The sequence below is a fragment of the Thiohalophilus thiocyanatoxydans genome (assembly GCF_004366735.1).
Taxonomy (GTDB): domain Bacteria; phylum Pseudomonadota; class Gammaproteobacteria; order UBA6429; family Thiohalophilaceae; genus Thiohalophilus; species Thiohalophilus thiocyanatoxydans.
The window spans coordinates 1-12,159 of the sequence record NZ_SOQX01000002.1; the positions used below are offsets into that span (position 1 = coordinate 1).

Sequence of the window (12,159 nt, forward strand, 5' to 3'; positions counted from 1 at the left end):
TGTTCATCCGGGCCTCCTGGCGGTTGGTTTGGGTTTGCACCGCCAATTGTCCGGGTAGGTGCCGGATGAACAACCTACTGAGAGATCACACCTAGCCCCTAGTTCCTGGCAGTCTGCCCGATACCGCTGCGCTATATCGGGCCTACCGGCTATATCTGGATTGCAAAGCCCTGATCGCTCGAGTAAAATGCGCCACCTTTACAACTCTCCGGCCCGCAGGCCGGCGGGTTCCTTGCTCCACCGCGGCCGCGAGGCTTCGACGGGGGGCTGTTAAACCGAAAGGATATATCGAGACTATGCGTCATTATGAAATCGTGTTTCTGGTCCACCCTGACCAGAGTGAACAGGTCCCGGCCATGCTGGAGCGCTATCGCAATCTGGTGGAAGGCAACGGTGGCAAGGTCCACCGCGTTGAAGACTGGGGCCGTCGTCAGCTGGCCTATTCCATTCAAAAGGTTCACAAGGCGCATTATGTGCTGCTGAACATCGAATGCGATCAGGCAACCCGCGATGAGCTGGAGAGCGGCTTCCGCTTTAACGATGCCGTCATTCGCAATCTGATCATCCGCCGCGATTGCGCCATCACCGAAGCTTCCCCGATGGCGAAGAAAGACGAGCGCGAAGAAGAGAGCAGTGAGCCAAGCGCGGCCTGAGCCGGCACTGCCTCCCGTTCAATCAGCTGACCACTAAGGATTTATAATTATGGCCCGTTTTTTCCGTCGCAAGAAATTCTGTCGTTTTACCGCCGAAGGCTTCACCGAGATCGATTACAAGGATCTCGGCGTGCTGAAGGCCAATGTCACCGAAAGCGGCAAGATCGTCCCCAGTCGCATTACCGGGACCAAGGCCCGTTTTCAGCGCCAGCTGTCCACGGCCATCAAGCGCGCCCGGTATCTGGCCCTGCTGCCGTATAGCGACTCGCACAAGGATTGATCCGGCGCTGTTCGCTGGCGAACAGGCCCCGTGATAATGATGCAATCGCTGGCAAGTTATGCCATGCGCGGTCCGCTCCAGGCCATTGTGGCGCTGGTCGGGCTGGCCGCCTTGTCGTTGCTCTTTTTCCCGCTGAGCTGGCCGATCAGTTATCTCGGCGCCGGGGTCGTGGCCCTGGTGGCCCTGACCCAGGCCAGCCGCGAGAGCCTGTTGATCGTGTTTGGCGCCACCGCGGCGCTGGCCCTGCTGGCGATGACGATCGGCGGTCCGCATTACGGTGTCGGTTATGCGCTGTCGGTCTGGCTGCCGGCCTGGCTGGCGGCCCAGTGGCTGCGCCAGCATCAGTCGCTCTCCCAGACGCTGGGACTGACCGGGCTGGCGGGATTGATCGGGATCGGGGTGATGTTCCTGTTACTGGGCGATCCCGCCCAGTGGTGGAGCACCTATTTCGATCAGCGGATCATCCCGGATCTCAAGGCGGCGGGCGTCGAGTTTCCGGACGAGGCGGCGTTTCGCGAGCTGTTGCAGCAGGTGGCCGGGGTGATGACCGGCGCGCTGCTGGCCACGCTGGTGCTCAGCGCCATCGTCGGGGTGTTGATCGGGCGTTACTGGCAGGCGACGCTGTTCCAGGTCGGCAGCCCGCAGGAGTTTCGCCAGTTGCGTCTGGGCACCCTGGCCGCCGGAATCGGCCTGCTGATCGTGGCCCTGGCCCAGTTTGTCGGCGGCCTGGCAGGGCAGTGGCTGGTCAACGCGGCCACGGTGGTGTTGAGCGTGTTTCTGTTTCAGGGGCTGGCTATCGGTCATCAGCTGGCCGGCCGCCTCCCGAACGGGCAGCCCTGGATGGTGGCGTTGTATATTGTTTTGCTGTTTACGCTGCCCTACGGGGCGATCGCCGTCGCCATGCTGGGCATGCTGGATAACTGGATTGATATTCGTCGTCGCTTCCCCGATGCGACGAGCTGAACAAACGAGAACATTTAACCGACGTAACATTCGCGACAGGTATTGAGGTAATAAAAATGGAAGTGATTCTGCTGGAAAACGTAGCCAACCTCGGCACTCTGGGTGACAAGGTCAACGTTCGCCCGGGCTATGGCCGCAACTATCTGGTACCGCAGAAAAAAGCGGTTCCGGCCACCAAAGAGAACATCGAGGTGTTCGAGGCACGCCGCGCCGAGCTCGAAAAAGCCGCTGCCGAAGCCCTGGCCGCCGCCCAGGCCCGCGCCGGGCAGATCGCCGCGCTGGAGCAGGTGACCATCCGCGCCCAGGCCGGTGAAGAGGGTAAGCTGTTCGGCTCCGTGGCCGTGGCCGACATCGCCGACGCGGTAACCGCGGCCGGTATCGAGCTGGAAAAACGCGAAGTGAACCTGCCCGAAGGGCCGATTCGCCTGACCGGCGAATACCAGGTCGAGCTGCAGCTGCACGCCGAAGTGATGCAGCCGATCAAGCTGGTGGTCGAAGCCGAGTAAGCGATTCCCCGGGCTGTCCCGCCCGTCGCGCCATCTGTGTGACGCGCGGCACAACGCTGCCGTGCGTCATCGCCTGTCAAGCCCGTCAAGGTAAATAAACTCCTTTGCAACCGCTCCGTTCGGCGGCGGGGGTGTGCTATGCTCAGGGCCTCCGCGACGCGGAGGCAGGGTCAATCATCCGGCTTAATTTTTCTTCGGCAAGCCCGGGCAAGTCACGTGCCGGGGGATCCGAAGGCGATGGAACTATAACGATTAATCATCATGCCTGACGCTATCTATTCGGTCGCCGATTCGGATCAGGCGACAGACGCACTCAAGGTCCCGCCGCATTCCATCGAGGCGGAGCAGGCCGTGCTCGGCGGGCTGATGATCGACAACAGCAGCTGGGATCAGGTGGTCGAGCAGGTCAGCGAGAGCGACTTCTACCGCCGCGATCACCGGCTGATCTTCAGCGCCATCGCGGCCCTGGCCGAAGAGGCCAACCCCTGCGACGTGGTGACCCTCTCCGAATGGCTGCAACAGCGCAACCAGCTGGATGCCGCCGGCGGCATGAGCTACCTGGGCGGACTGGCCAAGAACACTCCCACCGCCGCCAACATCAAGGCCTACGCCGCCATCGTGCGCGAGCGTTCGGTGCTGCGCCAGCTGACCCGGGTAGCCACCGAGATCGGCAATCTGGCCTACAACCCCGAAGGGCGCAGCAGCGCCGAGGTCCTGGATCAGGCCGAGAAGGCGGTGTTCGACATCGCCGAGCAGGGCGCCCACAACCGCTCCGGCTATGTCGGCATCAAGGAGTTGCTGGTCAAGGCGGTGGATCGCATCGACACCCTCTATCAAAGCAGCTCGGCCTATACCGGGGTGCCGACCGGCTACACCGATTTCGACGACATGACCTCGGGGCTGCAGAATTCCGATCTGATCATCATCGCCGGGCGCCCCTCGATGGGCAAGACCTCCTTCGCCATGAACCTGGTGGAGAACGCCGCCATCAAACACCAGACCCCGGTGGCCGTGTTCAGTATGGAGATGCCCGGCGAGCAACTGGTGATGCGCATGATGTCCTCGCTGGGCCGCATCGATCAGCACAAGATCCGCACCGGCAAGCTGGACGACGCCGACTGGCCGCGGCTGACCTCGGCGGTGGGCATTCTCAACGAAGCACCCATCTATATCGACGACACCCCCGGCCTCTCGCCGATGGAAGTGCGCTCCCGCGCCCGGCGCATCAAGCGCGAGCACGGCCTGGGGTTGATCGTGATCGACTACCTGCAGCTGATGCAGGTGAGCGGCAACACCGAAAACCGCGCCACCGAGATCTCCGAGATCTCCCGCGGCCTCAAGGGGCTGGCCAAGGAGCTCAACGTACCGGTGATCACCCTCTCGCAGCTCAACCGCTCGCTGGAGCAGCGGCCCAACAAGCGCCCGGTCATGTCGGATCTGCGCGAATCGGGCGCCATCGAGCAGGACGCCGACGTGATCGTCTTCATCTATCGTGACGAGGTCTATGACGAGGAGAGTTCCGACAAGGGTACCGCCGAGATTATCATCTCCAAACAGCGTAACGGCCCCATCGGCACCACCCGCCTGACCTTCCTGGGCCAGTACACCAAGTTCGAAAACTACATTTCCGGGGACAACTACCTCGAAGGACCCGGTGGATGACCCGAGCGACCCGGGCCACCCTCAACCTGCGCGCCCTGCAACACAACCTGACCGTCGCCCGCCGGCACGCGTCCGACAGCCGCCTGATGGCGATCATCAAGGCCAACGGTTACGGCCACGGCATGATCGAGGTGGCCCAGGCGCTGGATGATGCCGATGCCTTCGGCGTCGCCACCCTCGACGAGGCGATCGCCCTGCGCGAGGCCGGGATCCCGCAATCGATCGTGCTGCTCGAAGGGTTCGTCCGGGAGGACGACTTGCGGCTGATCGACGGCTTTCAGCTGCAGCCGGTGATCCATCACCCCGATCAGATCGCCATTCTGGAACAGGCCTCAGGTCCGGCGCTGGATGTCTGGCTCAAGGTCGACACCGGTATGCATCGTCTGGGTGTCGCGCCGGCCGAGGTGGCCGCGACCCTGAGCCGGCTGCTCGGCTGCCCGCGTGTGGCGCGGGTACGGCTGATGACCCACCTGGCCAACGCCGACGACCACGAGGACGACTTTACCCTGGAGCAGATCCGCCGCTTCGAGACTCTGGATGATCTGTCTGTTACGGCGCGCAGCATTGCCAACTCCGCCGGGATCCTCGGCTGGCCACAGGCCGCCAGCGACTGGGCGCGGCCGGGGATCATGCTCTATGGTGTCTCCCCCTTTAATAACAGTGTCGGCGAGCAGCACGATCTGCGTCCGGTGATGACCCTGCGCTCGCAACTGATCGCGGTGAACCGGCATCAGGCCGGCGAGCCGATCGGCTACGGCGGCAGCTGGCGCTGTCCCGAGGATATGCCCATCGGCGTGGCGGCCATCGGTTACGGCGACGGCTATCCGCGTCACGTGCCCAGCGGTACGCCGGTGTTGATCAATGGCAAGCGGGTGCCCATCGTCGGGCGCGTGTCGATGGACATGCTCTGCGTGGATCTGCGCAACTGCCCGAAGGCGGCCATCGGCGATGAGGTGATCCTCTGGGGCGAGGGGTTGCCGGTGGAAGAGATCGCCGAAGCGGCGGGGACGATTGGGTATGAGTTGTTGTGCAAGGTGACCGCGCGGGTGGGGTTTGACTACATTCACGAGTGAAGCCTGATCTTATTCCCTCTCCCCTTTGGGGAGAGGGTTAGGGAGAGGGGAGAAGGATCGCCCTCCGGGCGAGCTGAACTTGAAAGCGGACCCACGCACCTGCGCACCTCGTCATTCCGGCGCAGGCCGGAATCCAGTCTATAGAAAATGACCGCCCTCCGGGCGCCCTGAATCTCGAAAGCGCTGACCCGCCAGCGCGCCTCGGGTTCATTTCTTTGTCACGCGACGAAAGAAACAGAACCAAAGAAAACGCGCCCGAAAACGCCGCCGGTCCAGCCATTTCCAATGGCTGAACCGGTTCCCTGCGCTTCTCATTCCAGTCGGAGCTCGCCAGACGGCACGTCCCTGTGCCGACTGGCGAGTGCGCGCGTCCATGCGCGCACCCTTCGGGCTAATCCTCCTTCCACTGCGATGCTCGGCGTCGTCTGACGGGATCAAGGGGTTAGTAGTGGAGTCAGGGGGAAACCCGTAGAAGCGAGAACGGGCCAAGGGTTGGCGTGAGTGGAAATCGGTAGTAGTGTTGCTAAAATTAGGGCTATCTGTAATATCAGGACCCGGGTCCTGATATTACAGACGTCTGTCTTTTACCGAATAACACACACACGTCTGTATATATCACTGTTATGTTTTCAAATGAAAATTAACAAAGAAACTATTATTGGTGTTGTAGTATTTTTGGTTGCTTTTGGCGCCATTGCGGCCGCAACCGGGTTGTATGGCGTTATTTACATTGGCCTTGCTTTTGTGCTCGCTGTAATTTCTATTAATCTCTTTTCACGGAAATCAGTGTTAGCAAAAACTGGCGCAGTAGTTCTAAATACTGATTTAATTTATAAAGTATTGATGCCGAGAAAGTATAAGAGCGCAATTAAAGAGTTGAAAGAAAAAGATGAAGAAACATAACAAATTATTCAAGTTCGCAGGGTTTTCAGGCCTGCCGGACCCTCAAAAGCTGCGCTTTTTCGGGCCCGCTTAATTCAGTCGTTAAGTATACGAAACTATGAACCTTGAGAGCACGTTGAAAGGGTCACTTTGGTTGGCGGCAATTGCCACACTCATTGTCGTGGGGATCTATTTCTATAACTTTCATGGTCCTTTATCTGGGGTACCTCAGGATTGGGCGAGCTTTGGAGGGTATATAGGTGGTGTTTTAGGCCCCTTTTATGCGTTCCTAGCATTCATTGGACTTCTGGAAACACTACGGCAGTCCCGGCTGCAACGGGAGTTGGAGGGCTTACTACACACCATCCATCAATTCGAAAAGGATCTTAATTATTATGCAAGTTTGACTGTAACGTGTGATAGCCCTTGGATTTGGGGTAATGATTTGGATGCTGCATCTGACATAAAGGAGTTGCCTCTCCGGACGCTGCTGGAGAGCGATAGCATAGACTGGGAACAACACTTAAAAGAATTGCGGGATGGTTTGGTGTTTCGCATGCAAGCTGATGGAACGCTATTTCAAGATCGCGATATCTGGTTAAAGGCGAAATTGGCAGCAGAAGGCCTCTTTAATCATTTAGAACTATATCGGGAAAAGGGTGGAGAGCAAGCGGTGTGTGAGTATTACTACAAAGCATACGAAATACCCAAAAATCGGCTCGCGGATTCTGATTGGCCGATAGCTTAACAGCGGATAGTGGGGTCAGGTCTTGCGTTTTGCTTCTGACCCCCAGAATCTCGTAACTGGGGCGAACGGGGTCAGGTCCAACATTCGAACATTCACGTTTTAAACTCATTAATAATCGGTGTCAGAGAGCAATTATTTCTTAATATTAGCGAATTCTGTATTTGACTGATTACCCGGCCCATCGAATTGCACGCTGGCGCGAGTCTAGGTAGTGTGTGAGACAGTAGGGCTTTGGGCACATGGATAGCGGGGTCAGTTCCAAGATTCAAATATTGTTGTAATGTTGGAATTGGCCCCCGAAGACTAGTAGCTGACCTCCGAAGACTAAACAAAGGAGCCTTTAAGAATTAAGATTTTTCCCAAGAAGCTTTTACCCCTTGTGGTATTACTCGTTGTCGGAAATTTATTTCTGATTTCGGCGACTTATCTTCGCCTGGGTGCCGAGGATCCCGTATTCCCATGGGTCGTTGCAAACTTTATGGGTGTGTCAGCATTTGTGATTATTATGGTGTTACTAGTATACCGGCGTCGCCGTATTAGACGGAACAGGCTCGATGTACAGAATAGGGCTCGATGACATAATAACCGGTGAAAAAGGTGTCGGAGGGATTAAATTTTGACCGATAGCGAGGTTAGGTCTTGCGTTTTGCTTCTTGAAAGGCAAAAGGCAAGACCTGGTGCCAGAATCTCGTTAAAGAGGCGACGTGAACCTATCCTGATTTTTCGGCTGTTTTAACGTTAGAGGTTATATGTATTGGGTGTAAAAAATACAGAAGATGTTTTTATACCTGATCTGGAAGTGATGAAGCTCCAGGAGGAAAAATTTAAGGAAGAAGGTAAAATTTCCTTTTTGCTCTCTCGTGGTGGGATAAAAAGATTCCGGAAGCTGTTAAAAATTCATCAGACTGATTTTGGGCGGAGCGGTAAAAAAAGAGTGGTTGGAAGAGCTATGTTCATAATAAATGGTTTACGCTTTATGTATCATAGCTTTATTTCTATTTTCTTCGATTCACAACTTGAAAATGTCCACAGTTTTTACATTATTCACCAGCCTGTAATCAAATCGGTTATGGAAGACGAGTATTATGAAAACCCCAAGTGTACTGTCGTAACTTTCATACGAAAAAACAATCCACCAGTGTCGTGGTGAGTCAGTTAAACGCATAGAAGAAGTCGGTAACAAACGAGAATTATTCGTATTACTCTGTGTCACCGACCCGTTTTAAAAAGAGGAGGGAGCGATGGAATTTCTGGGATTACCCGCCTGGCTTTGGTGGCTTGCTATTGCAGTGGCATTGATCGTTTTCGATCTGACGGTGGTTGGGACTCAGTTTATCCTGGTGGCTACGGGCCTGGCGGCACTGGTCTCGGCATTATTGGCGGCACTGGGTTTCAGCCTGACAGGCCAGGTATGGGGATTCGTCCTTGCCACGCTCGTACTGGTTCCGGTAATGATGTGGGTCTTCAACAAAACCATGCGTCCGACAGGCCCGGGTCCGCGTGAGCCGGGTTGGGAGAACGGTGAGCCGGTTGTCGTCGTGCGCCGGGGTGATGACCTGGTCGCCAAGCTGAAGGGGGATATGTACCCGCTCGAACTGGTAGACGGCAGTGTCCCCGTGGAAGGCGAGCGACTGATCGTGGAACAGATGAAGGGGATCACCGTGTTGGCCTACCGGGCTGCGGAGACTAAAGCGATGGAACACAACGAACGTACAGGAGAATAAAAAATGGGACAGCTGGGAGCTTCAGTCGGCCTGATCGCGGCCGTCATTGTTGGTATCGGGATCATCGCCTTTATTGTAAAGGGCATTTTTATCGTTCAGCAGAGCCAGGCGGTGGTGGTGGAACGTCTGGGTAGTTACAACAGAACGCTTCAGCCGGGTATCAATTTCCTGATCCCGGTTCTTGAGCGGCCCCGACCGATCAAAATCCGTCGTTACGAAAGCACCGGGCTCACCACCAAGACGTTACAGGAACGAGTGGTTGAGGAGATCAAGATCGACACGCGTGAGACGGTCCTTAATTTCCCGGCCCAGCCGGTAGTAACAGCCGACAACGTTACCATTCAGATCGATGGGGCGCTCTATTTTGAAATTCAGACGCCCCGGGATGCGGTTTACCAGGTGGAAAACCTGATTCAGGCCGTGGAAGTGCTCTCTAAAACGACCTTGCGTGCCGTGGTGGGCAGCAGCGAACTGGACAAGCTGTTCTCCAACCGCGATGAAATCAACGCCCAGCTGCAAACCGTCATGGACGAGGCCGGACAGAAATGGGGGGTCAAGGTCAACCGTGTAGAAATCCAGGACATCACGCTGCCGAGCGACGTCGAAGAGGCCATGCGCCAGGTGATGGCTGCCGAGCGAAAACGTCGCGCCACGGTAACCGAGGCGAATGGCTACAAGGAAGCCCAGATTAAAAAAGCCGAGGGCGATAAACAGGCCGCTATTCTGCGGGCCGAGGGTGAACGCAAGTCCATCGAGGAGGTGCTGAGCGCAGGCAAGGAGACAAATGCCGAGCTCAATGCCCAGACCGTCGTCAGCTACCTGATTGCCCAGCGGTATCTGGATACCCTGCCTGACATTGCCAAAGAAGGCGATCGTGTGATGGTACCGTACGAGGCAACCGGAATTCTGGGCAGTCTGGAGTCGATCAAATCCCTGTTCCCGGGGGCAGCTGGAAACCCGACGTAACGAATTTAATGGAAAAGCCGGCTCAGAGTGGCAACAAAGCGCAAAGCGGGATCGAACCTGCGTAAGTTACTGATAGAAGAAATGAATGGGTCAAATCACAGCTGAAATAACCGCTTAAAAACGTTTTCAAAGGGGAGATGACGCTTCCAAGCTGTTTCATTTAACAAAGGGGAAGGGAATGGAAGAACAACAAGAAACCAAATGGATTTGCGGGTTCTGGCGCCGGATTGGGGCGCTGATTGTGGATGTTTTTGTTCTGGGCGTAGTGGGGTTTGCCCTCGGGCAGGTGTTTGGTGAGCTGTTTATCGAACTGGGCGGCTTGGGTCGGCTGCTCGGGTTTGCGATTGCGCTGGTTTACTTCGGGGTGTTGAACAGCTCGATTGGTAACGGACAAACCCTGGGCAAGCGCCTGCTGGGGATCCGGGTAGTGGATGAGGGGAATAATCCCATCGGGTTGCTTCGCTCATTTGCGCGTTATGTCGTGCTTGGTTTGCCGTTTTTTCTTAATGGAATTCAGCTCGGCGGGGAGGCGTTGATCTATCTGGCTTTCCCGCTTTCTGTCATCATCTTTGGTGGCGGTCTGGCTATTGTCTATCTGTATGTGTTCAACCGGGTGACACGCCAGTCCCTGCATGATCTGGTTGTGGGAACTTATGTGGTTAATGCGGCCGCGCCGAAGCAGGCTGTGGGGCCGGTCTGGAAGCCGCATCTTGTTGTGGTCACGGTTCTGTTTGTTACCGCCGCTGTCGTGCCGGCTTTCACTCTGAAACTGGCGGATGATTCACCCTTGAAGGAAATGCTCTCGATTCATGCAACCCTGATAAAAAACCCGCTGGTGCGCTTTGCCAATGTGACCATGGGCTCGACGATCCACAATATGGCCTCGGATGATTCGACGACCACGAACCATGTGACCGTTAAGGTGTTTGTCGCGCGCGATGTGCTGGATGATTCAGAACTCGCCCGCCAGATGGCCCGGACAGTTATTGCCGGTTATCCCCAGGCCATGGACCGGGACCTGATCCAGGTTACCCTGATCTACGGCTTCGATATCGGCATCTGGTCACAATGGCGCAGCCAGTCCTACAACTTCGAACCGGAAGAATTGGCAACTGATATATAACTTCGAGGATCGGGGGGCAGTATTCCAGCTCATTGGTGTGAATTATCGGTGGTTAGCGTTAATGGGGGCGGTGGCAAACGAGGACTGTTCGCGTTAGCATTTGTCGCAAGTCATATCGCCTTTGTTCTTGTAAGCTAGACCTATGAAGCCATTACCCCGCGCACTCTTTATATCTCATGGCGGCGGCCCGTTGCCGTTGCTGGGCGATCCGGGGCATGGGCAAATGGTATCGTGTCTGCAGGATATCGCCTCAAACATTCCGCGCCCGGAGGCGGTTCTGGTGGTCAGTGCCCATTGGGAAGAGCCGGTTCCGGCCATCACTGCAGGTAGCACACCGCCGTTGATCTATGACTACTACGGGTTCCCGCCGGAGTCGTACGAGATCGCGTATCCGTGTGCCGGTGAACCGTCCCTGGCGCGCGAGGTGTATCGCCTGCTCGGCGAGGGGGATATCGAAGCCCGGCTGGATGAGGCGCGCGGTTTTGATCACGGGGTTTTCGTGCCGCTCAAGATTATGTATCCGCAGGCGGATATTCCCTGTGTGCAGCTGTCGCTGGCCGACAGTCTCGATCCGGCTTTTCATATCCAGGTGGGCAGTGCGTTGCAAAGTCTGGCCAGCCGCAATGTGCTGGTGATCGGCTCGGGGTTCTCGTTTCACAACATGGAAGCCTTCTTCGCGCCCGAAAACGCCGAATCTGATCGGCTCAACAAGGCGTTTGAAGTGTGGTTACAGAACGTGTGCGAAGACCCTGAACTGCCGGAATTTAAACGGCATGAGCAATTAATTCATTGGGAAGAGGCGCCGGGCGCACGCTTCTGCCATCCGCGCGAAGAGCATCTTTTACCACTTCATGTCTGCTACGGGATAGCACAGGCGCCCAGTACCGAGCGGTATGAGCTATCCATCCTGAACAAACAATCGAGCATGTATTTGTGGTGAGTTAACGGCCAACTGTGCTCAAGGTTCCTCTGCACCCCGACGACAGGTGCAAACGTCTCCGCGAACTCCGTGTTTTTCACGATGACAGGAGTGAAGGCGATTGCCCTGACTCAATAAACAGACTTCGTGTCTTCGTGGTGAGACGTTTTTACGTCAAACAGGACTATTTCTGTGATAGCCGGATATAGGCACGGGCCCGCTCGACCTTGTCGATACAGTTTGGGTATTTACCAAACTCAGACTGTACCTTGGCAGCCGTCAGCAGGCTGGCGGCCTTGGTGTACTCCATGGTGCCACTAAAGCCCTTGGCCTTGGCAAAGTCGAGCTCCTGGTAGGCGGTTTTCAGGCCACGTTCACATTGCCGGGCAGCATTACTCTCGGGGTTGCCTGCGCATGCGGTGATAACGAAAAATGCCAGGGGCAGAAGGAATAGTTTTAATCGCATTGTAACCTCCGAAATCTTGTGCGTACGGCAGAGGATCTCAGACTATGATATTAACGATTCTCAACCGATTTTAATACTTGGTTAACATTTCAGGAATAACCCGTTTTTCTGGGGCAATAGACTTACATGCAGCCACAATCCTGAACTGCCAACTGCCAACTGCCAACTGCCAACTGCCAACTGCCAACTTCGCT

General features: G+C 56.2%; 14 protein-coding genes. 13 read left to right on the plus strand and 1 reads right to left on the minus strand.

Going from position 1 to position 12,159, the window contains the following annotated elements; genetic code table 11:
* Positions 1-296: 296 nt before the first annotated feature.
* The 13 genes from rpsF to EDC23_RS03685 all read left to right on the plus strand — a co-directional run bounded on the left by rpsF (position 297) and on the right by EDC23_RS03685 (position 11,520).
* Entirely contained in the window at positions 297-653 is a 357-nt protein-coding gene (rpsF, locus tag EDC23_RS03625; RefSeq protein WP_134081318.1) for a 30S ribosomal protein S6, read from the plus strand.
* Positions 654-702: 49 nt separating this feature from the next.
* Positions 703-933 (plus strand): 30S ribosomal protein S18, encoded by a 231-nt coding sequence (rpsR, locus tag EDC23_RS03630; protein WP_134081320.1) that lies wholly within the window; start codon positions 703-705, stop codon positions 931-933.
* Between the two features lie 36 nt (positions 934-969).
* Positions 970-1,896, plus strand: coding sequence for a DUF2232 domain-containing protein (locus EDC23_RS03635; protein ID WP_134081322.1), 927 nt, complete (start codon positions 970-972; stop codon positions 1,894-1,896).
* A 56-nt stretch (positions 1,897-1,952) separates the two neighbouring features.
* Entirely contained in the window at positions 1,953-2,402 is a 450-nt protein-coding gene (gene rplI / locus EDC23_RS03640; RefSeq protein ID WP_134081324.1) for a 50S ribosomal protein L9, read from the plus strand.
* A 261-nt stretch (positions 2,403-2,663) separates the two neighbouring features.
* On the plus strand, positions 2,664-4,064 hold the full coding sequence (gene dnaB / locus EDC23_RS03645) for a replicative DNA helicase (RefSeq protein ID WP_134081326.1): 1,401 nt from the start codon (positions 2,664-2,666) through the stop codon (positions 4,062-4,064).
* On the plus strand, positions 4,061-5,137 hold the full coding sequence (alr, locus tag EDC23_RS03650; RefSeq protein ID WP_134081328.1) for an alanine racemase: 1,077 nt from the start codon (positions 4,061-4,063) through the stop codon (positions 5,135-5,137). The genes dnaB and alr overlap by 4 nt, the downstream gene beginning before the upstream one ends.
* A gap of 633 nt (positions 5,138-5,770) precedes the next feature.
* A complete protein-coding gene (locus EDC23_RS03655; RefSeq protein ID WP_134081330.1) occupies positions 5,771-6,040 on the plus strand; it encodes a hypothetical protein in 270 nt (89 codons plus the stop codon).
* Positions 6,041-6,137: 97 nt separating this feature from the next.
* Positions 6,138-6,767 carry a hypothetical protein gene (locus EDC23_RS03660; RefSeq protein ID WP_134081332.1) on the plus strand — a complete coding sequence of 210 codons (630 nt, stop codon included), beginning with the start codon at positions 6,138-6,140 and terminating at the stop codon, positions 6,765-6,767.
* 754 nt (positions 6,768-7,521) lie between these two features.
* On the plus strand, positions 7,522-7,917 hold the full coding sequence (locus tag EDC23_RS03665) for a hypothetical protein (protein WP_134081334.1): 396 nt from the start codon (positions 7,522-7,524) through the stop codon (positions 7,915-7,917).
* 91 nt (positions 7,918-8,008) lie between these two features.
* Positions 8,009-8,491, plus strand: a complete 483-nt coding sequence (locus tag EDC23_RS03670; RefSeq protein ID WP_134081336.1) for an NfeD family protein — start codon at positions 8,009-8,011, stop codon at positions 8,489-8,491.
* A gap of 3 nt (positions 8,492-8,494) precedes the next feature.
* Positions 8,495-9,457 (plus strand): SPFH domain-containing protein, encoded by a 963-nt coding sequence (locus EDC23_RS03675; RefSeq protein ID WP_134081338.1) that lies wholly within the window; start codon positions 8,495-8,497, stop codon positions 9,455-9,457.
* Positions 9,458-9,635: 178 nt separating this feature from the next.
* The gene (locus tag EDC23_RS03680) at positions 9,636-10,580 is read left to right on the plus strand and encodes an RDD family protein (RefSeq protein ID WP_134081340.1); all 945 of its coding nucleotides are present in this window, start codon (positions 9,636-9,638) and stop codon (positions 10,578-10,580) included.
* Positions 10,581-10,722: 142 nt separating this feature from the next.
* The gene (locus EDC23_RS03685; protein WP_134081341.1) at positions 10,723-11,520 is read left to right on the plus strand and encodes a DODA-type extradiol aromatic ring-opening family dioxygenase; all 798 of its coding nucleotides are present in this window, start codon (positions 10,723-10,725) and stop codon (positions 11,518-11,520) included.
* A 163-nt stretch (positions 11,521-11,683) separates the two neighbouring features.
* Here the strand turns inward: EDC23_RS03685 and EDC23_RS03690 are convergent, their stop codons facing one another.
* Positions 11,684-11,965 (minus strand): hypothetical protein, encoded by a 282-nt coding sequence (locus EDC23_RS03690; RefSeq protein ID WP_134081343.1) that lies wholly within the window; start codon positions 11,963-11,965, stop codon positions 11,684-11,686.
* Positions 11,966-12,159 lie beyond the last annotated feature (194 nt).